Raw genomic sequence first — 25,218 nt, forward strand, 5'->3', positions numbered from 1 at the left:
CTCTCCTCTTGCTTCTGCGTCTTCCGCGTCTGAGTCTTCAGCCTCTGCGCCGACGGCCTCCAGCGAGCGCGTATTTGCCCGCTTTCTGGATATTGAACATCAGGCGCGTGCCGCCAGTACCGTTGAGGCGTTGGCCTACTGCATTGTTAATGACAGCCAGACGTTATTTGGTTTTCGTCATGCGGCCCTGGTGATTAACGGTCGGGTGCGGGCTGTGACCGGGGTGACGCAGCCTGCGCCGCATGCGCCGTTTGTGGCATTTGTCGAACGTGCCTGCGCGCAGCGCAGCGAGGCGCAGTCACAAACCTGCGCCGTTGTTGACGCCATGACGCTTGATGAGCAAAGCCGCGCCGACTGGCAGGCATTGTCTGCCCCCGAGGTGCTATGGTCGCCGTTTAAAGACCGGCAAGGGCGCGTGTTTGGCGGTATTTGGTATGCCAAAGATACGCCGTGGCTCCCTGCTGAACACATACTGGCGGATAGACTGGCTCAGGCATTCGGCCATGCCTGGCTGGCGCTGGAGCCGCAACCGTTGTGGCGACGCGCGCGCTGGCGCTGGAAAATCGCGCTCGCTTGTCTGATGGTGGCTGGCGCTCTGTGTATTCCGGTGCGTCAGTCAGTGCTGGCTCCGGCGGAAGTGATCCCGTTTAACGGTCAGGTGATTGCCGCTCCTCTGGATGGGGTGATTCAGTCATTTGTCGTGCGGCCAAACCAGCGGGTGCGTAAAGGCGAATTGCTGGTGCGTTTTGATGACACAACGCTAAAAGCGCAGGCGGATGTGGCCGAGCGCGCGGTTAATGTGGCTGAAGCAGAGTACCGCGCCAGCGCACAGCGTGCGTTTCAGGATGCGGACTCCAAGACCCGGCTGGATTTTCTGGCCGCTCAGGTGGCGCAAAAGCGGGCCGAGCGTGACTATGCCACGGCGTTGCTGGGGCGTGCTGACGTCCGCGCCGATCGTGATGGCATCGCCGTGTTTGCCGATGATGAACGCTGGATAGGCAAACCGGTGCGTACCGGCGAGCGCTTGATGGAACTGGCTGACCCGGCCTCCGTGTCGCTGCGCATTGAACTGGATGTCGGCGATGCGATTGACCTGCCGCCGCAAGCGAATGTGACGCTATTTCTTGATAGCGACCCGATGACGCCACACCGCGCAAGTCTGGTGCGTTCGGCATATGAGTCGGAGCTGACGCCCGCCGGGAATCTGGCGTACCGGCTTGATGCGCGTTTTAGTGATAGCGCGCCGCGTATCGGGCTGCGAGGAACGGCCAAACTGTCTGGTGATAATGTGCCGCTGGCGGTGTACCTGTTCCGTCGGCCACTGGCGGTAGTGCGTCAATCGGTGGGGATATGAGTGAGTTATTGCCTGTACTGCGCGCCGATTTACAGTTGGTGACAGCCGCCAGCGGTCTGGATGGCGCGCCGCGATGGGTACTGTCCGATCCGGTGACGGGCCATTACTTCACATTAACGCCTTCGGCAATCCGCCTGCTGCGCCACTGGTCTTTAGGCGATCCTCAGGCGGTGCTGGCAGCGGCGAACCGTGACCCCGGTTTACCTTTACAGGAAAACGAGCTGGCGCAGTTACTGCGCTTTTTACGCACCCACGATTTGATTGCCGCCAGCGACCCGCAGCAACGGCTGGGATATGTGTTTAAGGCGGCACACTCTCGTGTGAGCCTGTGGAAAACGCTGCTGCATCAATACCTGTTTTTTCGTATTCCGCTGTGGCGACCCGATCCATGGCTTAATCGCTGTTGGCCGTGGTTGCAGCGGATAGGCAGGCCGTGTTTGCGCCTGTTGTTGCCCTTGATTCTGCTGTGTGGCGTGTTTTTGGTGAGCCGCGACTGGGTGCGTTATACCCATGGTTTCCCGCATTTGTTCAGTTTGCCCGGCATGATGACATTTGGCTGCGCGCTGGTTTTCGCCAAATTTGTCCACGAGCTCGGCCATGCGTTTATGGCAAAGCGCGCCGGGTGCCGCGTACAAACCATGGGTGTCGCATTCATTGTGCTGTTTCCGCTGTTTTATACCGATGTGTCTGATGCCTGGCGCGTGAGCGATCGGCGTGCCCGCCTGTTGATTAGCGCTGGCGGTATTTTGGCTGAGTTGTCGCTGGCGGTGCTCGCCTTGCTGGTGTGGTCGCTATTGGATGAGGGCCCACTGCGTACAGCGGCCTTTATGCTATCCGGCGTGACGTGGATAACCACACTGATGGTGAACCTGAATCCGCTGATGCGCTTCGATGGCTATTTTCTGTTGAGCGACGCCTGGCAGGTGGAGAATTTGCAGTCACGCGCTTACGCATTATGTCGCTGGCGGCTGCGAGAGCTGCTGTTTGGCTATGGCCTGGCTGCGCCGGAAACCTGGTCGCCCGCCATGCAGCGTAAACTGCTGCTCTGGGGTTATGCGTCATGGGTGTGGCGTTTTTTCCTGTTTTTCGGCATTGCGCTGGTGGTGTATCACTTTTTTATCAAAGTTATCGGTATTGGTCTGATGATGGTGGAAATCGGCTGGTTTATTGCCTTGCCAATACTTAAAGAAGCTCATATCTGGTGGTCTATGCGACAGTTGTCACACCCGTTTACCCTGTTGAGAACGTTGTTCATCGCCAGCATCGTCGCGCTGCTGCTGTGCTACCCGTGGCGCGGCAGTGTGCGTATTCCTGCGGTGCTGGGCGCGGAGAATGTCAGCGTGCTGTATGCCCCGGTTAGCGCGCAGGTGCTGTCCGTGCAGGTGACGGAAGGCCAGCGCGTACAGGCTGGCGACGTGCTGATGACGCTCTATTCGTCCGATCTGGAATACCGCTTATCCATTGAGCGCCAGCAAATAGCCGTATTGCAGCAGAAATTATTGCGCGGCGCGGTGCGTCAGGAAACCGCCAGCGAAACGGAAGTCATGAGTCGGCAACTGGCTGAGTCATTGGCGCGTTATCGCGGCCTGATGGCACAGCGTCAGCGCCTGACTATCATCGCACCGCAGGCCGGTCAGGTCAGGGATATTGCCTGGGCGCTGACGCGCGATCGCTGGCTGACCACCGATTTGCCTTTGCTGCGGGTGGTTGACATCGGCGCGGGTAAACTCCAGGGCTATGTGCCCGAGCAGTCTCTCAGCCGCGTGCATTCCGGCCAGCAAGGGGTCTTTATTGCCGATGACCCGATGTTCCCCAAGGTGACAGTGAAGCTTGAGGCGATCGCGCCTACCGGTAGCCCTTATCTTCAGCAGGATATTCTCTCGTCTGATCATGGCGGGCCGGTTGCGGTACGGCGTAACAGTGAGCGCTTGCCTCAGCCCACTCAAGCCCAGTACGGCGTGCGGTTTGTCACGCTAGAGGCGCGGTCACTTCCCGTCCAACCGCTACGCGGCAGCGTCATGCTGGACGGGGAAAAAGAGTCGATGCTTGGTGCCGTGTGGCGTCGGCTCATGGCGCTGGGAATTCGGGAAAGCGGGTTTTGATGTAGAGAAGCAAGGGCTTTTTATGAGCAATATGGTTAATTTTATTAAATTGTTTTTTATGTGATGCTCCGAAAAGTAATTTATTTGTGTTAGCGGAAAATCTCTCCTGTCTGGGCTATGTTTTTATTGTTAATTGAAATTTATTTCAATCTATTCAGAGCATGAACATTGCTTTTATTTATCTGGTTTTCCCCAGATACATTAATAATCATTCAATAAATTATATAGTTAAGTGTTTTTCAATGGCGAGGAGAGAGATCCATGATGCACGCTCGAAAAATGTTTACGCAAACAGCAATAACGGTAGCAATTATTGGTGGCGCTCTGTGTCCGCAGATTGCCTCAGCCTGTGGCCCGGAGGAATATATTGGTTCCATCTGTTATACCGCAGCACAATTTTGTCCTTCCGGCTTTGTGCCAGCGGATGGGCGTTCACTGACCATTCAGCAGAATAACGCGCTCTATTCCTTATTAAGCACTGTCTACGGTGGCGATGGCAAAACAACGTTTAATGTGCCTGATTTACGTGGTCGTGTGGCGGTAGGGCAGGGGTCTATTACGGAGGCAGATTTCAGGAGTATTGGGACAAAAGCAGGCAATACCCGAGTGATGCTGGCATCCAATCAGATAGCTCCGCATCTCCACCCGGCAACCTTCACGCCCAGTACGACGCCAACAACCGATGTGACTGTTCCGGCACAGACGGGAAATTTAGGTGTGACAGCGTTGCTGCCACTTGTGACGGCCGTGAGTGGCAGTGCAACGGCGACGCCTACACCGGCGACGGGAGCGAATAATTTTCTCGGTGCTTTAACCGGCAAGGCAATTAATGGTTTATCAAGTTACAACGTCAACTTTACTGGGGTGTTCTCGCAAACGAGACCTAGCCCGGTGACGGCTTCAGCGCCGGTTGATACTACCGTGACAGGTACGGCCTCAACACCCTCATTCACTTTCAAAGTACCAACTGGCGGGACGGTTGCTGTGGGGGCGAATATTCCGGCAGCAACACAGGCCCCTGTTGATGTTCGGCAGCCTTCGCTGACGTTGTTGCCGTGTATTGCCGTTGATGGTTTGTATCCACCAAGAGATTATTGAGTGAATTCTGGCAAGGAGGTGTGGCTTCCTTGCCAGATTTTTTATGTGGGTCACATTCGTCAGAGTAGTGCTATCAGTGGGTGCTATGTCGTTAATCATCGGTCAATATCGGAGTTTTTTATGCTGTGGCGTAAATTCTTTAAAAGGCAGGCTCGCCAGTTAACCGCTGATTCTGTAACGGCGGCAGAACCGTTTATCTGCGGTTATGTTTTGGAAGCCCGTATGCTATTTGATGGTGCGGTTGCAGCTACCGTTGAGCAGACGACAAACACCGCTGAACAAACGGCAGACACACACACAGCGACGAAAGCGGTCGCCACAGAGTCAACCCAGTCTGACAGCAGCCATGCTACTCAGAATGATGCGGCGCATACCTCGGATAGCACGGATGTTGCGGCGAGTGCGGTGACGGCGGCACATAAAGAAGTGGTGTTTATCGATACCTCGGTGGCGGGGTATCAGACGCTGGTCGCCAACGTTCCAGCCGGGATGGACGTGGTATTGCTGGACGGCAGCAAAGATGGTTTGACGCAGATGGCCGTATGGGCGCAAACACACAGCGGTTACGATGCTATTCATGTCCTCAGTCATGGTAGTGAGGGAGCCGCACAACTCGGTACCCTGACGCTAAACAGCACCACGGCTCTTGCCCGGGCTAATGATTTGGCGACGCTCGGTGCAGCTCTGAATGCCGACGGTGATCTCTTGCTGTATGGCTGTGATGTGGCGCAGGCCTCCGGGCAGCAGTTTGCCTCGCTGCTGGCGCAGTTGACTTCGGCGGATGTCGCGGCGTCAACCAATCCAACAGGGGCATCGGCGCTCGGTGGTGATTGGGTCACAGAATTTCATACCGGAGAGATTGGCGTACAGGATTTGGCTATCACCAGCTACACCAGTCTGTTGTCGGTGAGTGGCACCTCGGTCACGGTGACCGCGCCCAACGATCCGAGTACAGAGTACATATCCTTGACGTCGGTAAGTAGCGGGGTTGAATTTGATCTCGACGGTAATAACAATACGGCTGATATTAACCCGACCAATAACACAGTGACGATTACTTACAACCCTGGTGCAAACCTAGGGGGGAGTTTTGATCTGGTGTTTCAGGGAGGCAATCTCGACCATTTCACTGGTATCACCAAAACATCCAGTAGCGGGACAAACGCGAACGACGTGACAGCCTCCGTTTCCGGTAAAACCATCCATATTACTGTTAATGACGCGAACGGCGGGTTTAGTGGCGGGACGCTCGTCTTCACCTTCACTTCCGTCGATGTATCAACGGATACCGCACCTACCGTTACCGGGAGCGCAACCAACCCCACCTATACCGAGAATGGCTCTGGCGTGAGCCTGTTTTCAGGCGTATCCGCCTCAACCCATGACAGCGGGCAGACGTTTAGCGGCGCGGTGTTTACCGTCAGCAATGTGGCGGATACCACTGAATATCTGACCATTAACGGCGTGGGCGTTGCCCTTACTAACGGCAATAGCCTCTCTCTCGGCAGTGGTTACGGTACGGCCAGCGTCAGCAAGAGTGGCAATACGGCGACGGTGACGCTAACCGGCGCCTCCCTCTCGGATGCCAATATGAGCACGTTATTGTCGGGGATGACCTATCGCAACAGCAGCGAAAACCCGTCAGTGACATCACGCACGGTGACGTTAAGCCAGTTAACCGACAGCGGCAGTTCGAATAATACGGCGTCGCCCGGCTTTAGCAGCCAGGTGACGGTTCATGCCGTCAATGACGCGCCGACGGATATCTCGCTCACATCAGGCAGCATTGGCCAGTCGTTGGGCAGTAATGGCACGGTGGGCACGCTCAGTGCGACGGACGTTGACTCCAGCTCCTTTACTTATACGTTGGTGTCAGGCACTGGCAGCACAAACAACAACCTGTTTACTATCACCGGCAACACGCTGAAGGTGAATAATGCCGCCACCATGACGCCTGGGGCTTACTCGGTGCGGGTACAGGTGAGTGATGGCACGGACACCTATCAAAAAGTCTTTTCCGTCACGGTCAGTGATGATGTCAGGCCGACATTTGACGTTGCGCCTGCGGCCAGCAATATCAGCGGCAGTGGTTTTGACCTTTCCGCCAGCATCGATGAAGCGGGCACCCTTTATTATGTGATTGTCGCTGACGGGGCCTCAGCCCCGAGCGTGAGTCAGATTATCGCCGGGCAGAATGCCTCGGGGGTGACAGCAATCGGTTCTGGCAGCCAGGTCGTCAGCAGCGCGCCCTATACCACGTCCTTTAGCGTGACGGGGCTGAATGGCGCAACCAGCTACGATGTGTACATGGTGGCAAAAGACAGCGCCAACAATCAGATACTCAGCGCCACCAAGGTCGATGTCACCACCTCGTCCAATTCGGCCCCTGTTTTTAGTAACCTCAACGGTGGCGCAACCTTTACTGAAAAGGGCAGCGCGGTCGTGATAGATAGCAACGTCGCCGTCGCCGATACCGAGCTGGATGCCCTGAGTGGCGGCCTTGGCAACTACAGCGGTGCATCGCTCACTCTGGCGCGTAATGGCGGGGCAAACAGCCAGGATAGCTTCGGCAATAGCGGGCTGTTGGGGGCGCTGACTGCGGGACAAAGCTTTACCTACAACGGAACGGCGGTCGGTAACGTCACCACCCATTCGGGCGGTACACTGGCGCTGACGTTTAATGGCAACGCCACCTCGGCGATAGTGAATGCGGTGCTGCAATCGCTGACCTATGCCAACAGTTCTGATAATCCGCCAGCCAGCGTGACACTTAACTGGGTGTTCAATGATGGCGCGCTTAACAGCAGTGGCACCAATCAGGCGATAGTGAGTATTACGCCAGTTAACGACACACCGACCATCAGCAATATGTCGGTCAGCAAAACCTTTAATGAGGATAGCGCCCAGACCTTTAGCGCCTCGGATTTCGGTTTCAGCGATGTGGATAGCGGTGACACGCTGCAAGCCGTGACCATCGTCACCGCGCCGACCGCCGGTGAGCTGTTTATTGACGCCAACAGCGATGGGGTGCGTGGCGTCGGCGATACGCTTATCAGTGATGGTGCGACGGTCAGTGCGTCGGATATCAGCAAGCTGACCTTTCGCCCGGCAGCTAATGCCAATGGCGTCGGCTATGCCAGCTTTACCTGGAAAGTCAGCGACGGTACGGTGTTATCTAACGATGTCGGCACCATGACCCTCGATGTGACGGCGGTCAACGACGCACCGGTTATCAGCGCGACGTCGGTCAGCAAAACCTTCAACGAGGATAGCACCCAGACGTTCAGCGCATCCGACTTTGGTTTCAGTGACGTAGACAGCGGCAATACGCTGCAATCCATCACCATTGTCAGCGCACCGACGGCAGGCGAGCTGTTTATTGATGCCAACAGTGACGGGGTGCGCGGCGGGGGCGATACCCTTATCAGCAATGGCTCGGTCGTCAGCGCCGCCGATATCGGTAAATTAACCTTCCGCCCGGAAGCCAATGCCAACGGAGCAAGCTACAGCAACTTTACCTGGCAAGTCAGTGACGGCACGGCATTGTCCGCCAATACCGGCACCATGACGCTGAACGTTACCCCCATTAACGATGCACCAACGCTGAATAATTCGGCGACGGCGACACTGACCGGCACCAATGAAAATACCATGTCGGCGGCCACGGCCGTGACCTTGCTGTTGAGTCAGGCTGGTTATGGCGATGTGGACAGTGGCGCACAAATCGGCCTTGCGATTACCAGCAGCGTGGGTCGTGGCGGCTGGCAATACTCTACCGACAGTGGTGCCAACTGGTTTAACCTCGGGTCGGTATCGGCGTCTTCGGCGCTGTTACTCAACTCATCAGCGCAACTTCGCTATGTCCCAGACGGTGCAAACGGTGAAACCGCGAGCCTGAATTTCCGGGCCTGGGATCAGACATCCGGCACGGCGACGGCGGGGGCCAGCCGTGGCCTGGCGGATACCGCCACGACCGGTGGCAGCAGCGCCTTCTCGACCAACAGCGCGCTGGCTTCACTGGCGGTGACGGACGTGAATGACACGCCGACGTTAAGCAATGCTATCGGCGCTCAAAGCGTGGTGAAGGAGACGCCTTTCAGCTTTACCGTGCCGTCGAATACTTTTGCTGATGTTGACAGCGGCGATGTGCTGACCTTAAGCGCTACGCAGGCAGACGGCTCGGCGCTGCCGGGCTGGCTCAGTTTCAACCCGGCCACGCGTACCTTCTCCGGCACGCCGGGCAGCAGCGATGTCGGCAACCTGAGTATTCGGGTGACGGCGACCGATGGCAGCAACGCCTCGGTGAGCACCACCTTCGGCCTTGCGGTCAATAACAGCAACCAGCCGCCGGTGCTGTCCACGCCTGTTGCCGATCAGTCGGTGGCGCAAAACGGCGCATTCAGCTTTACCGTGCCGGCCAACACCTTCACCGATGCCGACAGCGGCGATGTGCTGACTTTAAGTGCTACGCAGGCAGACGGCTCGGCGCTGCCGGGCTGGCTCAGTTTCAACCCGGCCACACGTACCTTCTCCGGCACGCCGGGCAATGGCGATGTCGGCAACCTGAGTATTCGGGTAACGGCGACCGATGGCAGCAACGCCTCGGTGAGCACCACCTTTGCGCTGGCGGTGAGCAACGTCAATGACGCGCCGGTAGTGAGCGGCACGCTGGCGGCGCAGTCGGTGGCGCAAAACGGCGCATTCAGCTTTACCGTGCCGGCCAACACCTTCACCGATGCCGACAGCGGCGATGTGCTGACCTTTAGCGCTACGCAGGCAGACGGCTCGGCACTGCCGGGCTGGCTCACCTTCAACCCGGCCACGCGCACCTTCTCCGGCACACCGGGCAGCAGCGATGTGGGCAACCTGAGTATTCGGGTGACGGCGACCGATGGCAGCAACGCCTCGGTGAGCACCACCTTTGCGCTGGCGGTGAGCAACGTCAATGACGCGCCGGTCGTGAGCGGCACGCTGGCGGCGCAGGCAGTGGTGCAAAATGGCGCATTCAGCTTTACCGTGCCGGCCAACACCTTCACCGACGCCGACAGCGGCGATGTGCTGACCCTGAGTGCTACGCAGGCAGACGGCTCGGCGCTGCCGGGCTGGCTCAGTTTCAACCCGGCCACGCGTACCTTCTCCGGCACGCCGGGCAGCAGCGATGTGGGCAACCTGAGTATTCGGGTGACGGCAACCGATGGCAGCAACGCCTCGGTGAGCACCACCTTTGCGCTGGCGGTGAGCAACGTCAATGATGCGCCGGTAGTGAACGGCACGCTGGCGGCGCAGGCAGTGGCGCAAAACGGCGCATTCAGCTTTACCGTGCCGGCCAACACCTTCACCGATGCCGACAGCGGCGATGTGCTGACCTTAAGCGCTACGCAGGCAGACGGCTCGGCGCTGCCGGGCTGGCTCAGTTTCAACCCGGCCACGCGTACCTTCTCCGGCACGCCGGGCAGCAGCGATGTCGGCAACCTGAGTATTCGGGTGACGGCAACCGATAGCAGCAACGCCTCGGTGAGCACCACCTTTGCGCTGGCGGTGAGTGCGGCAACGGTTGAGGCCCCGAATATCACCCAACTTCTTCAGGACAGTAGCAATACGCTCTCCAGTGTCACCGGCACGTCCGTAACGACATTACCCCCGGTGGGATCTGCCGGGAATGCCGCGCCGGTGGCGTTGGGCACATTGATTACCTCTTCCTCTTTAGGGGCGGTCGATAACCGCGCAGAGAGCGCTAGCACCACAATTACCTCGACGATTTTTCAATCGCCCCAACGTACCTCAACCGCTGGGGGGGCAGTGGTCAGCCAACTGGCCAGTTCATTTGCACAACTGACAAACGGCGCGGGTGCGAGCCTGTTTGATAGCGCCTTGGGATCATTTCCGAGTTTTAACACCGGTGGCGCGTTAGGGGGCAGTTCGTCGTTGTCGGGCTTGTTCTCTGGTATCCATCTGCCCTCATTGTCACCGATGGCGGTGTTCTCTGGCGGCAGCTGGCGTGATGTCAACTCGACCAGTCGCATGACGACGGCTTCGCTGCGCGCGGATGATTCAGCGCAAGCGGTTGCCGCGCAGTTCGCTGTGGGGTTGGATGTGCAACTACAGCAGATTGGCGCACAAGAGTGGCAGCGCTTATCGGTGATTGAGCAGGCATTACAGGAGATAGCGGCCGCAGAACCGTATCACGATGAGGGGTCGCAACAGCAAGGGTAATGCGACCGGGAAATGATGAACGCATAGCAATTCATTGAGAACAACACATAAAAAACAATAACAGTCAGTTCAGGAACAGGAGTGGGATCGTGTCAAACTGTCGGAAATTCTTTAGCCTCAGCGTGATGGTGATGGCCATGACCGGTTGTGCCGTTACCAGTCAGCCGCTATCAAAAGAGCAGCGTGAACAGCACATCGCGCAGGATAAGGTCGCCATGTTCAGCCAGCAGGAGCCGGTGACAGCACCGATTACGCTGTATGACGCGATGGCACGGGCACTGAAATATAACCTCGAAGCGCGGCTCAAGGTGATGGAGCAGGCTCTGTCGCAGCAACAGCTGGAGCTGGCCCGCTATGATATGTTGCCGCAGGTGGCGATGTCGGCCGGGTATGTCGGGCGCAGCAATACCAGTGCTTCGAGCAGCCGCAGTATCTCCAGTGGCCAGCAATCTCTCGAACCGTCCACCTCGCTTGACAGAAACCGGGGTGTGGCCGATTTGACGATGGTCTGGAACGTACTGGACTTTGGTGTCAGCTACGTTGGTGCGAAGCAAAAGGCTGACCAGCGCTGGATTGCGGATGAGCGCAAACGCAAAGTGGTGCATACCATTTTGCAGGACGTGCGTTCGGCATACTGGCGCGCGGTCGCTGCCGAGCGTTTGCTTGGACGCATCGACAGCCTGATTGCGCGCGTGAATCAGGCGCGTGAAGCCAGTGAGCACATGAGTTCTCAGCAGGTTGGCGACCCGGTGGAGGCGTTGACGTATCGCCGCGCGCTGATTGAAGCGGTGCGCCAACTGGAAGAACAGCGCCGTGCCTTGTCGCTGGCAAAAACCGAGCTGGCGACGCTGATGAACCTGCCGCTCGATACGCCCTACACGCTAGCCTTGCCAGACAACCACGAGCTGGCGGTGCCTGCGCTGAATGTGGATGTGAACACGCTGGAGCAGGCGGCATTACTGAGTCGCCCTGAGCTTCGCGAGCAAGAGTATCAGGTACGTATCCACGCCGCCGAAACCCGTAAAACCCTATTGCGTATGTTGCCGGGGCTGGAGGTCAGCGCTGGCGGCCATTATGACAGTAACTCTTTTATGGTGAATCAGAGCTGGGCGGATGTTGGCGTCAAAGTGACCTGGAACCTGTTTAATCTGTTCTCCGGGCCTGCCGCTTATCAGACGGCGCAGGCTGGCGAGCGCGTCTCACAAGTGCAGCGGCAAGCGATGTCGCTCGCTATCATGGCGCAGCTATATATTGCCCGGGCCAATTTCAACGAAGCGCTGCGACAGTATAAAACCAGCGCGGAATTGCGCGACCTTGACGGCCAGATAGCCGAACAGCTGAGAAACCGTTACAAAGCCAACAGCATTGGCGAACTGCAACTGATTCAAGGCGAACTGAACGCGCTGAATGCGAATTTGCGTCAGGATCTGGCGTATGCGGAACTGCGCAATACCTACGGGCAGATCCTCTCGACCGTCGGGTTGGATTTGCTGCCGAAAACGCTGCCGTCTACCCGCCTTGCTGATTTGAGCCAGGCATTGCGCCAGTCAGAAGCGCAGTGGCAGCAGGGCAAAATCAGCGCGTTGCAGTCATTCTAAGCAGCGGTTGCATGACAAGAGGGCAACAACGCGTTGCCCTCATATTTTTTAGCGTGGTGCGCTGATTGACAGCGCAGGCGCGCTTTCCAGATTGAAGAACATCATCGTGTCATCCAGGCTTTTCGCCTGCTCGTGCAGTGAGGTGCTGGCAGAGGCGGACTCTTCCACCAGCGCGGCATTTTGCTGCGAAGTCTGTTCCAGTTGCGAAATAGCCACATTCACCTGTTCAATGCCTTTCACCTGTTCTGCCGAGGCCATGGCAATGTGCGTCATAAAATCGTGTACGCGCGCAATTTCCTCGACCAGCCGCGTCATATCCTGCGTGGAGTGAGACGCCACTTTTTCGCCAAACTCAATTTCTTGTGCCGTTTTCTCAATCAACTCTTTGATTTCACGCGCTGAACCGGCGCTGCGCTGCGCCAGGCTGCGCACTTCGGCGGCGACCACGGCGAAACCTTTACCGGCTTCACCGGCGCGGGCGGCTTCCACGGCGGCATTGAGCGCCAGAATGTTGGTTTGAAACGCGATGCCGTCCATGATGCTGATAATGTCATTGATCTTGTTGGAGCTCTCGGAAATGTGCTGGATCCGCTCGATCATCTGGCTGAAATTGGTGGCATTCTTTTGCGCCAGTGTTGATACCGAATCGGTCAGTTCCATGGCCTTGCCGGTATTGGCGGTATTTTCCTGCACCGACGAGGTTATCTGTTCCATGCTGGCGGCCGTCTGCTCTACGGAGGCAGCCTGTGCTTCCGTGCGGGCGGCAAAGTCGCGGTTGGCGGCGGAGATCTGTTCGGCGCCGGTGGCAACAGAGCTGGCGGAGTCCCTGACCGTCAGCACGATGTGACGAAACGCCTGTTGCATATCCTGTAGCGAGTGCATCAGCTCGCCCATTTCTGTGTTGTGCTGCGGCGGAATATCCAGCGTCAGTACGCCTTTTTCCATCATGCCGAAATAGGTTCGGACCTGTTTTATCGGTCTTAGCACCACGGTACGCACAAACTTCAGCGTAAACAGGCTCAGGAGCAACACCGCAATCAGCGTAACGGTTAAAACCTTCAGCGTATGCTGGTAGAAATGGTCTGCATTCTCTATCTCTTCGTGGCCAATGTTCTGGGCCAGCGTGACAAACTGGGTGAGTTTTTGGCGAAAGGTGACGCCTTTCTCCAGCGCCGTCGGCACCAGTGTCGTGTAGAAACGATCGACGTTGCGCTCGCGCAGCGTGGTGAGCATCGGGGCGATGGCATTATTCATGTAGTCATTGAAATCATTGTCGATTTCACCACGCAGCACGCGGCCCTGAGCACTCAGCGCCGGGGTCGCACGCAGTTCTTTCATGGCTGCATTGGCTGAATCGATATAACCGGCCAGACGAGTGAGCGCAGACTCGATGGCGGCATTGTCTTTTTTATCCTCAATGGCCAATGCAGCATTAATGCCTGCCAGACGCGCGTTGAGCATTTCGGCATACGCAGCATACAGTGGAACCAGTTGGTCGCCTTCAATGGCGCTGACTTTGCGGATGGATTGATTACTTTGCACCGAAGAGTACAAACTGAATGTGCATACCGTGAGCAACAACAGTGCAAATAACGCGATAACGCCATACAAGCCATGACTGATTCTGACTTTTTCTAACATCCCTTGTCTCCTTAGTACAACGGGTTTCCCTGCCTGACGACGCTCTCTTGCTGCCGTTACGCGCAAGAAATGGCTGGTAAGGCAATACTGTGTGACATCAGTGATGAGCGACACCAGCAATTGTCACGCAACCTGATTGCGCGCCAGCCTAATACTTTTATGACAAAGGGTTGTTGACGTAGATTAAAATGAGAATCCATCACGCTTGCGAATTGCGGTGATTGCGTAACGAATGAGCAGGCTGGTCGCTACCGTGTGTTGGTAAAACCGTATTATTAAAACCGTATTAGTAACAAGGTTTTAGTAAAGCAGTCTTCAGCGGGAGGCTGTTTTTCATCTAAATCGCTTGCTATTTAATTTCGAGCGATGTAGATTCAACGCCATGAACAGCAACGACACCCAAACGATGCCCACACTGAGTGATGACGCCTTCCGGCTGGACGGCCAGCTCTGTTTCGCACTCTACTCGGCAAACCTGGCGATGAACAAATTGTATCGCCGCCTGCTGAGTGAACTGAACCTCACTTATCCACAGTATCTGGTGATGCTGGTGTTGTGGGAGCGTGATGGGTTAACCGTGTCTGAACTGGGCGAGCGCTTGTTTCTTGATTCAGCAACGCTTACCCCGTTGTTAAAACGCCTGCAAAGCGCCGGGTTGTTGAGCCGCCATCGCGGTGTGCAGGACGAACGTCAGGTCTTGATTATGCTGACGGACGAGGGCCGTGCGCTGCAACAACGCGCGAAAGCGGTGCCGGAAGGGGTGTTTTGCGCCACAGAGTGCAATGCCGAACAGTTGCGCGCCATCAAGCAAGATCTGGAGACGCTGCGCAGCAGCCTGATACGGCATGTTTAAGCCAGTGAATACGCAGGTCGCACGATCTGCTTTTTTAGATCTAATTAAGTAGTGTGCGATTTAATTTTTCGCAATTTAAATGATTTTTTCTTCACTCAACAGGAGTCACACCATGTCTATTGAAAACGTTCTGTACGTCGCTCATGCCCAGGCTAACGGTGGTCGTGATGGCCGCGCGGTCTCTTCCGATCAACAACTGGATGTTAAACTGACCACCCCGCGTGAGCTGGGCGGTGCCGGTGGTGAGGGCACCAACCCGGAGCAACTGTTTGCCGCCGGTTATTCAGCCTGCTTCCTTGGTGCGCTGAAGTTTGTTGGCGCGCGCGATAAAATCGCCATTCCGGCAGGCACCACCATTAATGGCAGCGTCGGTATCGGTGCGATTCCAAATGGCTTTGGCATTGAAGTCGAACTGAAAATTGCGCTGCCGGGGCTGGATCGCGCTGTGGCCGAAGCGCTGGTCGAGAAAGCGCACATCGTTTGCCCGTACTCCAACGCCACGCGCGGCAACATTGATGTCACGCTGACGGTTATCTGAACCCGGTGACAAGCGGGCCCGGCCACGCGGTGCCAGGGCCTGAAAGCATCCCGGTTTTTCACCAAAAATCGGGATGCGCTAAAGTACCTTATTTAGAAAGCTGGCGGTGCGCGGATGGGCGGGGTGATTAAGCACCTGATGCGCGTCGCCGCTTTCCACGATTTTGCCATCCACCATGAACACCACCCGATCGGCCACTTCGCGGGCAAAACCTATCTCATGGGTGACGATCACCATCGTGACGCCCGACCGCGCCAAATCTTTAATCACGTCCAGCACCTCGCCCACCAGTTCCGGGTCGAGCGCGGAGGTCGGTTCGTCAAACAACATCACTTTTGGGTTGAGCGCCAGCGCCCGGGCAATGGCAATACGCTGCTGTTGACCGCCGGACAGGTGGCGCGGGTAGGCATGCGCTTTGTGGCGTAGCCCCACTTTGTCCAGCAACGCCAGCGCCACATGCTGGGCTTTGGCGCGGCTGTACAAGCGGTGCGCGCGCGGCGCTTCGATAATGTTTTCCAGCACCGTCAGGTGGGGAAACAGGTTGAAATTCTGAAAGACGTAGCCGACGCCGATGCGCTGGCGCAGGATGTCGTGCTCTTTCAGTTCATACAGCGTATCCCCCGCGCGGCGGTAGCCGATGTAGTCACCGTCAATACGGATGGTGCCTTCATCCACCCGCTCCAGGTGGTTGATGGTGCGCAACAGCGTGGACTTACCGGAGCCGGACGGCCCGATAATCACCGTTACCGAGCCGGGCGGCAGCGTCAGGTTAATATTGTCCAGCGCCCGGTGCGTACCGAACCATTTGCCCACCCCGTGAATATCTATCCGGCCTTGTTCGCTGATGGCGCGCGGCGCGGTACGTGGAACCGAGTAGAGATCAATGGCTTCAGACATCGTGCTTCTCCCTGAAAATCAATGCGGGCGACGCGCTATGCGTCGTTGAAAGATATACCGTTGAAAGATATACCGTTGAAAGAGGCGTCGTTGGACTATGTGCCGCTCAACGATCCGCCACAGCGGGTGGGGCGGTATTTCACGCACGGCACCCCGTGCCACATAGCGCTCGACGAAATACTGCAACACCGACAGCACGCTGGTGAGAACCAGATACCAGATGGCCGCTACCATCAGCAGCGGAATGACCTGTTGGGTGCGGTTGTAAATCACCTGTACGGTGTAAAACAGCTCGGGCAGCGCCAGCACGTATACCACCGAGGTGCCTTTGGCGAGGCTGATGATTTCGTTGAAGCCGGTCGGCAGTATTGAGCGCAGCGCCTGCGGCAAAATAATGCGCCAGGTACGCCGATACCCCGGCAGGCCGAGTGCGGCTGCCGCCTCAAACTGCCCGGCATCGACGCCGAGAATGCCGCCGCGAATAATTTCTGCGGTGTAGGCCGATTGCACCAGCGTCAGCCCCAGCACCGCCACGGCAAACGGGCCGAGCACATCGATGGTGGGGTAGCGGAAAAACTCGAAAGATGTGAAAGGGATGCCCAGCGCCAGCGCGTCATACAGGTATGAAAAATTGTAGAGAATAATCAGCACCAGAATCAACGGCAGCGATCGAAACAGCCAGATGTACAGCCACGCCAGCGTACTGAGCAGCGCGGACGATGACAGCCGGGCCAGCGCCAGCGCGGTGCCCGCAATAATGCTAAACAGGGTGCCGAGTAGCGTCAGCAGCAGCGTGCGCCCGAGCCCTTCCAGAATCACCGGATGAAAGAAATAACTGGCGAATACCGGCCACTCCCAGCGCTCATTGAGTGCCACGGACTCAACGATACCGGCGAGAATAAACAGCGAAAAGAACGCACCCGCGATACGCAGCGGGTAACGCGCTGGCACGACGCGCAATGGCGTTGCCGGGGCATCGGCCAGGCGCTCGGGCGCTGAAGCATGGAGAGATGAGGTCATGAGCGTATACCTTTTATATTTTTAGCCGTCTTAAACCTTTATCCGTTTTAAACCTTTATCCGTTTTATACCTTCACCCGTTCTGGCGGCGTGGCGCGCGCAGGCGTCGGTTTATGCAGCGGTTTACGAAACGGCAGCCGACCATCGTGCGGAGGCAGGCTGTAATATTCGCTGTCGATGGTGGTATCAAACTGCGGCTGATAGCCTGCGCTGAGGTAAAGTCCGACCGCCTCCGGCTGGCGAAAGCCGGTGGTCAGGAAGACCTCGCTGTAGCCGAGCCTGCGGGCGTGATGTTCCAGTTCGCGCAGCACCCGTCTGGCCAGCCCCTGACGTCGCAGGGTTTTATCCGTCCAGATGCGTTTTAGCTCGGCGGTTGTGGCGTCATAACGTTTGAATGCGCCGGTGGCGATGGGGCGCTCATCGCGCAGCAGCACGATAAAAATACCGTCAGGCTGCTGATAAAGTCCTTGCGGCTCTGGTTCGTGGTTATCGAAGTAATCGCCGTAGCGCTGTCGGTATTCGTCAAACAGCCCATCAATAATGGGCACGATACGCGCCTCTTGCGGGTCAGTGATGATGAAACGCTCGTCAGACATGCTCTGCTCCTTATGCGGTCCTACCGGTTGCCCTCTAGGAGGCCGGGCGATTAGGGCGCGACGTCGCCCAGTCCCGGCGGGTTAATTTCCGAGCGGCTGATACGCTCGACGCTCTCCCCCCAACGGTTCAACACCTGGTCATATTCGCCCTGCTGAATCACGCCGTTCAGCGCGCTGTTAATGGCATTCACCAGGCCGTTGCCTTTGCGGGTCGCCACCGCGATGTGCGCCACTTGCGGCCAGCCGCCGTTAATGGTTCCGACCAGGCGGGTTTGCCCGTTTAGTGCGGCTTTGTACGCGCCGGTAACGTTAGGGCCAAAGGTGGCATCGGCGCGTCCAGACTGAAGGTTCAGGTTGGCGGCAGCGGTATCGGTAACGTAGACAGGCACAAACGCGGGCAGCCCGGCGGCGCGGTTTTGTTTATCCCAGTCGAGCAGGATGGCTTCCTGATTGGTGCCGGAACCGACGATGATTTTCAGCCCGGCGATATCTTTAGCGCTCTGAATCGTTTTGATTTTACTGGTAGATTTTACGTAAAAACCCAGCGTATCGGCGCGGTAGGTCGCAAAGTCAAAGCGCTCTTTGCGCGCTTTTGTCACGGTGACGTTGGTAATCGCCGCATCGTATTTGCCGGATGCCACGCCGAGCGGCCAGTCTTCCCACGAGGTTGCAACCAGTTTCAGCTCCAGGCCAAGGCTGTCGGCCACCAGTCTGGCAATGTCCGGTTCGCTGCCGATAAGACTCTTATTGTCGTCAGCCAGAAACATCAGCGGCGGTGAGGAGCCGACTACCGCCACCGCGACGGTGAGTTTACCGGGCTCGACGAACGTGAACCCCGGTGGGATTTGTGCAATGGCCTGCGGGTTCTTGGGCGCATGAATCGGCTGTTGGTTGGCTTTGAGATCGATGCCAGCCGCATGGGTATTGGCGAGTAATAATCCGCCAGTCAGTAAGGCGACGGCGAGCCGATAAAACGAACGAGCGGTGAACGTCTGCATAGCATATTCCTTGGAAATAAATATCTCGGTATGAAACGCGGCGGTTACTCATCCAGCCCGCGTGGGTTGACCTCGGAGCGCGTGACTTTTTCGTCATTCTCACCCCAGCGATCGAGCACCTGTGCGTATTGCCCACCGGCAATCAGGCCGTTGAGCGCAGTGCTGATAGGTTGCGCCAGCCCATTGCCCTTTCGGGTGGTGACAGCTACTGAGGCAACGCTTGGGCCGATGCCGACCATCCGCGTTTGCCCGGTCAGCGCGGCCTTGTATGCCCCGATGGCGTGCGGGCCGAAAAAGGCATCCACCCGGCCAGACTGGATGCTCAGGTTGGCGGCGGCATCGTCGGTCACGTAGACCGGCTGCACCGGCGGCAAGCCCTGCGCGCGGTTCTGACTGTCCCAGCGCAGCAGGATGTATTCCTGATTGGTGCCGGAACCGACTATCACCTTCAGCCCCGCCACGTCTGCGGGCCCGCGAATGGCCTGAATCCGGCTGTTGGTTTTGACATAAAAACCCAGCGTATCAATACGGTACGTCGCAAAATCGAATTTCTCTTTGCGCGCTTTGGTGACGGCAATATTGATGATGGCGGCATCAAAGCGGCCTGCCGCTATCCCCAGCGGCCAGTCTTCCCAGGCCGTTGGCACCAGCTTGAGCCTGAGGCCCAGAGCGTCGGCAAGCAGCCGGGCGATGTCCGGGTCGCTGCCGATATGGGTTTTGTTGTCATCAGCCAGCAAAGCCAGCGGCGGTGAGCTGAGATGGCTGATTGCCACCGTCAGCGTGCCGGGTGAGGCAAAGGCAAATCCGGCGGGGATTTCGCCAATCGCCTGTGCATTTGGGGGGGCATGTATCGGCAATTGGTTTGCTTGCAGGTCGATACGCCCAGCGTTTGCTGCTTGCACGGCGGCAGACAAAAGCAGCGCCGCCAGCTGCCACTGCGTTACCCGGCGCGTTTTCATGGTGCCGCTTCCTCGCTGGTCTGGCGGGCGGCGGCGTAACGATTATGCGGATACTCCAGCGCCAGGTTTTCCCGCAGCGTGTGGCCGGAATACGCCTGGCGAAATAGGCCGCGCTGTTGCAGCAGCGGCACGACGCTATCGACAAAGCGCGTGAAGTTATCCGGCGTGGCGCTCTGGATAATAAAACCGTCAGCGGCGCGCTGTTCGAACCACTGTTGCAGCCCGTCAGCCACCTGTTGCGGCGTGCCGCTAAACAGCGGGCGCGGCGTGGCCGCTTCCAGCGCCACCTGGCGCAGCGTCAGGCCGCGTTCACGGGCGTTGCGTTTGATTTCATCGGTGGTGCTGCGAAAACTGTTTTGCCCGAGCGAGCCGATATCCGGGAAGGGTTCATCCAGCGGGTGTTGTGAAAAATCGTAATGCTCGAAATAACGGCCAAGATAATTGAGCGCCTCATCCACCGTGACCAGCGCGGCAGTTTCCTGATACTGGCGCTCGACGTCCGCTGCATCGTCGCCGACCAGCACGCTCACGCCCTGAAAAATGTGCAGCTGATCTTCGCGCCGCCCATGCTGCGGCAGTTGTTGCTTAACATCACGGTAGAAAGCCTGCGCCTCGGCCAGCGTGTGCTGGTGCGTGAAAATAGCGTCAGCATGGCTGGCGGCCAGTTGCTTGCCATCATCCGATGCGCCAGCCTGAAAGATAATTGGCCGGCCTTGCGGCGTGCGGCCAATATTCAGCGGCCCGGCCACCGAGAAGAACTCGCCGTGATGATTGAGCGGGTGCAGTTTTTGCGGGTCGAAAAAGCGGCCGCTGGCCTGGTCGCGGATAAAGGCGTCATCCTCCCAGGAATCCCACAGCCCTTTCACTACCTGTAAGAATTCGTCGGCGATGCGATAGCGCAGGGCGTGTTCCGGGTGCTGGCTACGCGAGAAATTTTTCGCCGAGCCCTCCAGCGGTGATGTCACCACGTTCCAACCGGCACGGCCATGGCTCAGGTGGTCGAGGCTGGCGAACTGCCTTGCGGCGGTAAAGGGTTCGCTGTAGGAGGTGGATAACGTACCGACCAGGCCAATATGCTCGGTGGTGGCCGCCAGTGCGGATAACAGCGTCAGCGGTTCGAAGCGGTTAAGAAAATGGGGGATCGATTTCTCGTTGATATACAGGCCATCGGCAACAAAGGCGAAGTCAAATTTCCCTTGTTCAGCTTTTTTCACCGTATCGAGCACAAAGCCGAAATTAATGCTGGCGTCCGGCACCACGTTCTTGTGCCGCCAGGCCGACATATTACCGGCTGCGCCCTGCAATATTACCCCTAGCCTGAGCTGGCGCGCAGCGGGGCTTGTATTTTGTTTATGAAGCGTTTTTTCACTCATTCACCGCATGCTCCCTGTCAGAATATGTCGCGAAAAGCCGCCTGTTTCCGGCACGGGTTACGTACCGGACTGGCCCGCTGTTTTGATGGTTAATCGATGGTTAATAAAACTGAAAAATACTATTGATGAGAGGATACAAGATGTAAAACAACAAAATTGAATATGGAAAATCAAAAAAACGTTTCAGTTTGAGTTGTGATTTATTTATTCATAAATCGGGATTTGAAAATGAGAAATAAAACCGTTTGCCGAATGGTTCTCGACAGGAAAGTAACGCAATGAGATGAGTTAGTTCATTATGCGGATTATTTCCAGCCTTATTTAATAAGTCGTGACGCGTGATGAAGATGAAATAGTAAAAAACGATGAATAGTGAAAAAGTTCACTAACGAAATCCTGTTTTGTTATTTATAAATTTTTACTGTCTATGAAAGTATGCGGAAAATCTAATCAGGATCACAGAAGGAAAATATATGGGTTATCGCCTTAGCTTATTGGATCAAAGCCCGATTACCGAGGGGATGACGGCGGCCGATGCGCTGGCTCAGACGGTTGAGCTCGCTCGCCTTGCTGAGGCGTCGGGATATTTCCGTTTCTGGGTTTCAGAGCATCACAATAGCGATGGATTGGCCGGTTCCTCGCCGGAAGTCTTGATAGCCTGGTTACTGGCGCATACCCGCCATATTCGTATTGGTTCCGGTGGCGTGATGTTACAGCATTACAGCCCTTATAAAGTCGCGGAGAATTTTCATGTGTTGTCTTCGCTGGCGTCAGGGCGCGTTGATATAGGCATTGGCAAAGCGCCCGGCGGTTTTCCGCTTGCAACTCAGGCGCTACAGCAGGAAATTGCGCCGACGCATCGCGTCCTCTTTGACGATAAGCTGCGGCAACTGGATACCTTGCTGAAGGCTACGTCAGCAACGGATGATGCGTTGCGCGCTACGCCAATACCCCCGCAGTCGCCAGCGCGTTTTCTGCTGGGGGCGAGTGCGCAAAGCGCCCGGCTTGCGGCGTCGCTGGGGTGGAATTTCGTTTTCGCCGGGTTTATTCAACCCAGCGAAAATCTCCTGACCGAAGCACTACTGACCTGGCGCGAGTATCAACCAGAGCAGGCGCAGGCGCTGTTATCGCTGGCGGTAATTGTGGCTGACAGCCATGAGGAGGCGAAAGCGCTGGCGGGAGAGCGCTACAACTACAAGGTCTACATTGAAGACCGTGCGCCGCTGAATGTGTTAACGCAAGAGCAAGCCGAGACATTGGTTCAGCAGTCGGGCAGCACGCAGTTTCGTATCGAGCAACAAGCGCAGAACATTCTGTACGGCACGGTGCAGGAGGTACACCGTCAGTTGCAGGTTTACCAGCAGCGTTTTGGTATTAACGAATTCATCATTCATACCCCGATTAGCGAACCCGCTGCGCGGCGGGCATCCATTCTGGGGTTGGCCGCCGGACTTAAGGCGTTTGATGCACATCAGGAGTGACGCTCTCCCGCTTGCTGCCGTTCTGTCGGATAGTGAGTAACATTTCCAGCAGGCTTGGGTAATCGAGCAGGCTGGAGAAATCCGCTTCTTCTCCATCGCGACGGGGCAGAATATGGCACTGTAATTCCCGCTCGTAATGGCGTGGATATTGTGCTTTTTCAATTGCGGGCAGCGCGCGATAGTTTCTGAGCACTTCGGTAAAAAAGCGTATTTGCCATTGTGGCTGGTGATAGTGTTGGCAGGCGTGTTTGACAATTTTCTGTCGCCACGCTCTATCTTGCGCGTAGGCTTCGCTCCAGGCGGCACGCCTTTCATTGAGGGTAAAGACACCGCTTTCGTCATAAACAATGAGCGACAACTGGTGATAAGCCAGCCCGCAGAATGGATTTTTGCTGGTGCCGTTGATAAATGCGGTTGCCTGACGGGTACGCGCTAACTGCTCGGGAGGCAGGCCAGTCTGCGGCTCTAAGCGCTCATCCTGATGGGCGGTGTGGTGCTCGATGCCGGTGAGCTGATCGAGCAGCGCTCTGGCTTTGCAGTGCAATTCCCGTCGGCTTAATGCGTTTGCACGAGTCTCGGCACGCAGGGCTGCATCATGTAGTTGCCTTTCAAGCAGGTAAGATAAAAATATATTGCTATATGACATAGGCGTTCTCTCCAGGAATGAGCCAGCAACCTGCTTCTAAAAAGCTTGCATAAATAAAGAATGAATAGTGGTTGTGGTGTTGTCAGATATTAACGCTATGCGAAATAGGCAGTTTTTATTTTTGCTTTGCTCTGCCTTTCATTGATACTTTATTTCTTGTCGGCTTAATCTGCCAGAATGAAGGTTCGTGCTCAATAAGATTTTATCGTCAGACTACTATATTCATTTTTTCGCAACATACGGCGTACTTTATGGCTGAAGTTATTTACCTCCGTCAATCAGTAAAATCATAGAGTGTGCGCGCTGTTACTCTCTTTTTGATAACTTGAATGATGATATATATAGCAAGATTATATCAAAAATAAATATTCACGGGCTGCACGGAATTTCCCTGTCGGCGCGAAACAAATAGCCTATTGCGGTCGCTACAGCATATAAATGCGCAGATAAATAAGCGCAATAGGGGAGGGCGAGATAAACCTGTGTGTGGTGAGCCATGCTGTGCGGCGGTATGCTGGCGACATAATCATCAAACAGTACATAGGGCATAAAAAATGGCTTGCCATCGCCATTAAAGGCGTCCATAATCAGCGCCATTCCAAACGCCTTAAAGTGTTAAAGCCTTTATAATCAACCAGTTAGGTATGATTAAGAATTAGATGCTTCAAGGCGCTTTGAATACCTTTCCTAAGCGGGAATAGCTCAGTTGGTAGAGCACGACCTTGCCAAGGTCGGGGTCGCGAGTTCGAGTCTCGTTTCCCGCTCCAAGTTTCTCCTCAGTGTTATCACTTTTTCCTGTGTCAAAATTGTTCTGTGCGACAACGCGTTACGTTATCATCAGCGTTATTTTACGGTGATAAGCGTTATGACCTCTATTCTGTTGCTTGATGCTCGTGCTGAGGAATTGCAGGCTGCATTAAGTCATTCATCTCTGGCGTTGCCGCTGGTGCTTGGCAACGGCGATATTCGCCAGGCTGCACAATGCGACATTTGGGTTGGTGAGCCGGATAAAGCGGCGGCATTACTGGCGCAGGGTATTAAACCTCGCTGGTTACAATCGACGTGGGCGGGTTATAAACCGCTGCTGGCACCGTCATTGCCGCGTGACTACCGTCTGAGCCGGGCGGTTGGCGTGTTCGGCCAGGCGATAGCTGAATATATACTGGCGTATCTGTTGCACCATGAATTGCACTTGTCCGAACGTTGGCAGCGCCAGCAGGCTGGCGAGTGGAAAGCGATTCTGCCGGGATCGTTAGCCGGTCGGCAGGTGCTGATTGTCGGGGCGGGGGATATAGGCTGTGAAGTCGCCGGATTTTTGCGTCCTTTTGGTGTGACGCTGCACGGTATTGCACGCACGCCGCGCGAGATGGCCGCGTTTGATCGCGTGGACGGGCTGGCTTCTTTAGCCTCAGCGCTGGCGGATGCCGACTACGTGATTAACATTTTGCCCGACACCCCAGCGACGACGGATATTTATCATGCCGATGTTTTTGCGGCGATGAAGCGTTCGGCGTTGTTTATCAATGTGGGGCGCGGCAGTGCGGTCGTGGATGCTGATTTATGTATGGCGCTGACGCAAGGGTGGATTGCGGCAGCGGTGCTGGATGTCTTTCGTCAGGAGCCTCTACCGGCCGGGCATCCGTTTTGGCACACGCCGAATTTAACCCTGACTGCACATGTGGCAGGCCCATTGGTTCCGGCTCGTTTGGCCCGATTATTGCTCGATAACGTGCCGCGCTATCTGGCGGGCCAGCCCCTGCAAGGTGAGGTCGATTTTTCGTTGCCTTATTAAACGCCCCCGCCATTGCGCCAGAGGACGTCATGGCGGGAGAGAAAATTATTTCTCCCCCCT

18 protein-coding genes and 1 tRNA gene are annotated in these 25,218 nt (G+C 56.3%); 10 read left to right on the plus strand and 9 right to left on the minus strand.

The window, feature by feature from the left end; genetic code table 11:
* Window positions 1-85 precede the first annotated feature (85 nt).
* From O1Q98_RS13975 to O1Q98_RS13995, 5 genes are all read left to right on the plus strand, one after another.
* Window positions 86-1,354 carry an efflux RND transporter periplasmic adaptor subunit gene (locus tag O1Q98_RS13975; RefSeq protein WP_240632831.1) on the plus strand — a complete coding sequence of 423 codons (1,269 nt, stop codon included), beginning with the start codon at window positions 86-88 and terminating at the stop codon, window positions 1,352-1,354.
* A complete protein-coding gene (locus O1Q98_RS13980) occupies window positions 1,351-3,456 on the plus strand; it encodes a site-2 protease family protein (protein ID WP_125260773.1) in 2,106 nt (701 codons plus the stop codon). Before O1Q98_RS13975 ends, O1Q98_RS13980 begins: the two co-directional genes overlap by 4 nt.
* A gap of 261 nt (window positions 3,457-3,717) precedes the next feature.
* Window positions 3,718-4,554 carry a phage tail protein gene (locus O1Q98_RS13985; protein ID WP_125260772.1) on the plus strand — a complete coding sequence of 279 codons (837 nt, stop codon included), beginning with the start codon at window positions 3,718-3,720 and terminating at the stop codon, window positions 4,552-4,554.
* A gap of 120 nt (window positions 4,555-4,674) precedes the next feature.
* On the plus strand, window positions 4,675-10,767 hold the full coding sequence (locus O1Q98_RS13990) for a putative Ig domain-containing protein (protein WP_125260771.1): 6,093 nt from the start codon (window positions 4,675-4,677) through the stop codon (window positions 10,765-10,767).
* A 125-nt stretch (window positions 10,768-10,892) separates the two neighbouring features.
* Entirely contained in the window at window positions 10,893-12,365 is a 1,473-nt protein-coding gene (locus tag O1Q98_RS13995) for a TolC family protein (RefSeq protein ID WP_416232431.1), read from the plus strand.
* A gap of 48 nt (window positions 12,366-12,413) precedes the next feature.
* Here the strand turns inward: O1Q98_RS13995 and O1Q98_RS14000 are convergent, their stop codons facing one another.
* Window positions 12,414-14,006: a methyl-accepting chemotaxis protein gene (locus O1Q98_RS14000; RefSeq protein ID WP_125260769.1), complete on the minus strand. Its 1,593-nt coding sequence runs from the start codon at window positions 14,004-14,006 to the stop codon at window positions 12,414-12,416.
* Window positions 14,007-14,388: 382 nt separating this feature from the next.
* Here O1Q98_RS14000 and O1Q98_RS14005 point away from each other — a divergent pair, with 382 nt between their 5' ends.
* A complete protein-coding gene (locus tag O1Q98_RS14005; protein ID WP_125260768.1) occupies window positions 14,389-14,859 on the plus strand; it encodes a MarR family winged helix-turn-helix transcriptional regulator in 471 nt (156 codons plus the stop codon).
* Between the two features lie 112 nt (window positions 14,860-14,971).
* The gene (locus O1Q98_RS14010) at window positions 14,972-15,397 is read left to right on the plus strand and encodes an organic hydroperoxide resistance protein (RefSeq protein WP_035344424.1); all 426 of its coding nucleotides are present in this window, start codon (window positions 14,972-14,974) and stop codon (window positions 15,395-15,397) included.
* A 78-nt stretch (window positions 15,398-15,475) separates the two neighbouring features.
* Here O1Q98_RS14010 and O1Q98_RS14015 read toward each other — a convergent pair whose 3' ends face one another.
* From O1Q98_RS14015 to O1Q98_RS14040, 6 genes are all read right to left on the minus strand, one after another.
* Window positions 15,476-16,294: an amino acid ABC transporter ATP-binding protein gene (locus tag O1Q98_RS14015; protein WP_125260767.1), complete on the minus strand. Its 819-nt coding sequence runs from the start codon at window positions 16,292-16,294 to the stop codon at window positions 15,476-15,478.
* An 18-nt stretch (window positions 16,295-16,312) separates the two neighbouring features.
* Window positions 16,313-17,314 carry an amino acid ABC transporter permease gene (locus tag O1Q98_RS14020; RefSeq protein WP_240632827.1) on the minus strand — a complete coding sequence of 334 codons (1,002 nt, stop codon included), beginning with the start codon at window positions 17,312-17,314 and terminating at the stop codon, window positions 16,313-16,315.
* Between the two features lie 64 nt (window positions 17,315-17,378).
* Window positions 17,379-17,909: a GNAT family N-acetyltransferase gene (locus O1Q98_RS14025; RefSeq protein WP_125260766.1), complete on the minus strand. Its 531-nt coding sequence runs from the start codon at window positions 17,907-17,909 to the stop codon at window positions 17,379-17,381.
* A gap of 50 nt (window positions 17,910-17,959) precedes the next feature.
* The gene (locus O1Q98_RS14030; RefSeq protein ID WP_125260765.1) at window positions 17,960-18,907 is read right to left on the minus strand and encodes an ABC transporter substrate-binding protein; all 948 of its coding nucleotides are present in this window, start codon (window positions 18,905-18,907) and stop codon (window positions 17,960-17,962) included.
* 44 nt (window positions 18,908-18,951) lie between these two features.
* Window positions 18,952-19,866: an ABC transporter substrate-binding protein gene (locus O1Q98_RS14035; RefSeq protein WP_125260764.1), complete on the minus strand. Its 915-nt coding sequence runs from the start codon at window positions 19,864-19,866 to the stop codon at window positions 18,952-18,954.
* The gene (locus O1Q98_RS14040; protein ID WP_125260763.1) at window positions 19,863-21,239 is read right to left on the minus strand and encodes an LLM class flavin-dependent oxidoreductase; all 1,377 of its coding nucleotides are present in this window, start codon (window positions 21,237-21,239) and stop codon (window positions 19,863-19,865) included. Before O1Q98_RS14040 ends, O1Q98_RS14035 begins: the two co-directional genes overlap by 4 nt.
* A gap of 473 nt (window positions 21,240-21,712) precedes the next feature.
* On the opposite strand from O1Q98_RS14040, the gene O1Q98_RS14045 reads away from it, so the two are divergent.
* Window positions 21,713-22,720, plus strand: a complete 1,008-nt coding sequence (locus O1Q98_RS14045; protein WP_125260762.1) for an LLM class flavin-dependent oxidoreductase — start codon at window positions 21,713-21,715, stop codon at window positions 22,718-22,720.
* Here O1Q98_RS14045 and O1Q98_RS14050 read toward each other — a convergent pair.
* The gene (locus O1Q98_RS14050) at window positions 22,692-23,366 is read right to left on the minus strand and encodes a hypothetical protein (RefSeq protein ID WP_125260761.1); all 675 of its coding nucleotides are present in this window, start codon (window positions 23,364-23,366) and stop codon (window positions 22,692-22,694) included. The genes O1Q98_RS14045 and O1Q98_RS14050 overlap by 29 nt on opposite strands.
* 369 nt (window positions 23,367-23,735) lie before the next feature.
* Window positions 23,736-23,963 carry a hypothetical protein gene (locus tag O1Q98_RS14055; protein ID WP_125260760.1) on the minus strand — a complete coding sequence of 76 codons (228 nt, stop codon included), beginning with the start codon at window positions 23,961-23,963 and terminating at the stop codon, window positions 23,736-23,738.
* 94 nt (window positions 23,964-24,057) lie between these two features.
* On the opposite strand from O1Q98_RS14055, the gene O1Q98_RS14060 reads away from it, so the two are divergent.
* Together O1Q98_RS14060 and O1Q98_RS14065 are read left to right on the plus strand one after the other, a co-directional pair.
* Window positions 24,058-24,133, plus strand: a tRNA-Gly gene (locus O1Q98_RS14060).
* Between the two features lie 98 nt (window positions 24,134-24,231).
* A complete protein-coding gene (locus tag O1Q98_RS14065) occupies window positions 24,232-25,158 on the plus strand; it encodes a D-2-hydroxyacid dehydrogenase (protein WP_125260759.1) in 927 nt (308 codons plus the stop codon).
* Window positions 25,159-25,218: the final 60 nt, after the last annotated feature.

The sequence above is a fragment of the Dickeya lacustris genome, from assembly GCF_029635795.1.
Lineage (GTDB): Bacteria > Pseudomonadota > Gammaproteobacteria > Enterobacterales > Enterobacteriaceae > Dickeya > Dickeya lacustris.

Coding starts and splice junctions, on each gene's coding strand:
- O1Q98_RS13980 (WP_125260773.1), top strand. CDS start 1,351: ATGAGTGAGTTATTGCCTGTACTGCGCGCCGATTTACAGTTGGTGACA.
- O1Q98_RS13985 (WP_125260772.1), top strand. CDS start 3,718: ATGATGCACGCTCGAAAAATGTTTACGCAAACAGCAATAACGGTAGCA.
- O1Q98_RS13990 (WP_125260771.1), top strand. CDS start 4,675: ATGCTGTGGCGTAAATTCTTTAAAAGGCAGGCTCGCCAGTTAACCGCT.
- O1Q98_RS13995 (WP_416232431.1), top strand. CDS start 10,893: ATGGTGATGGCCATGACCGGTTGTGCCGTTACCAGTCAGCCGCTATCA.
- O1Q98_RS14000 (WP_125260769.1), bottom strand. CDS start 14,006: ATGTTAGAAAAAGTCAGAATCAGTCATGGCTTGTATGGCGTTATCGCG.
- O1Q98_RS14005 (WP_125260768.1), top strand. CDS start 14,389: ATGAACAGCAACGACACCCAAACGATGCCCACACTGAGTGATGACGCC.
- O1Q98_RS14010 (WP_035344424.1), top strand. CDS start 14,972: ATGTCTATTGAAAACGTTCTGTACGTCGCTCATGCCCAGGCTAACGGT.
- O1Q98_RS14015 (WP_125260767.1), bottom strand. CDS start 16,294: ATGTCTGAAGCCATTGATCTCTACTCGGTTCCACGTACCGCGCCGCGC.
- O1Q98_RS14020 (WP_240632827.1), bottom strand. CDS start 17,314: ATGACCTCATCTCTCCATGCTTCAGCGCCCGAGCGCCTGGCCGATGCC.
- O1Q98_RS14025 (WP_125260766.1), bottom strand. CDS start 17,909: ATGTCTGACGAGCGTTTCATCATCACTGACCCGCAAGAGGCGCGTATC.
- O1Q98_RS14030 (WP_125260765.1), bottom strand. CDS start 18,907: ATGCAGACGTTCACCGCTCGTTCGTTTTATCGGCTCGCCGTCGCCTTA.
- O1Q98_RS14035 (WP_125260764.1), bottom strand. CDS start 19,866: ATGAAAACGCGCCGGGTAACGCAGTGGCAGCTGGCGGCGCTGCTTTTG.
- O1Q98_RS14040 (WP_125260763.1), bottom strand. CDS start 21,239: ATGAGTGAAAAAACGCTTCATAAACAAAATACAAGCCCCGCTGCGCGC.
- O1Q98_RS14045 (WP_125260762.1), top strand. CDS start 21,713: ATGGGTTATCGCCTTAGCTTATTGGATCAAAGCCCGATTACCGAGGGG.
- O1Q98_RS14050 (WP_125260761.1), bottom strand. CDS start 23,366: ATGTCATATAGCAATATATTTTTATCTTACCTGCTTGAAAGGCAACTA.
- O1Q98_RS14055 (WP_125260760.1), bottom strand. CDS start 23,963: ATGGCGCTGATTATGGACGCCTTTAATGGCGATGGCAAGCCATTTTTT.
- O1Q98_RS14065 (WP_125260759.1), top strand. CDS start 24,232: ATGACCTCTATTCTGTTGCTTGATGCTCGTGCTGAGGAATTGCAGGCT.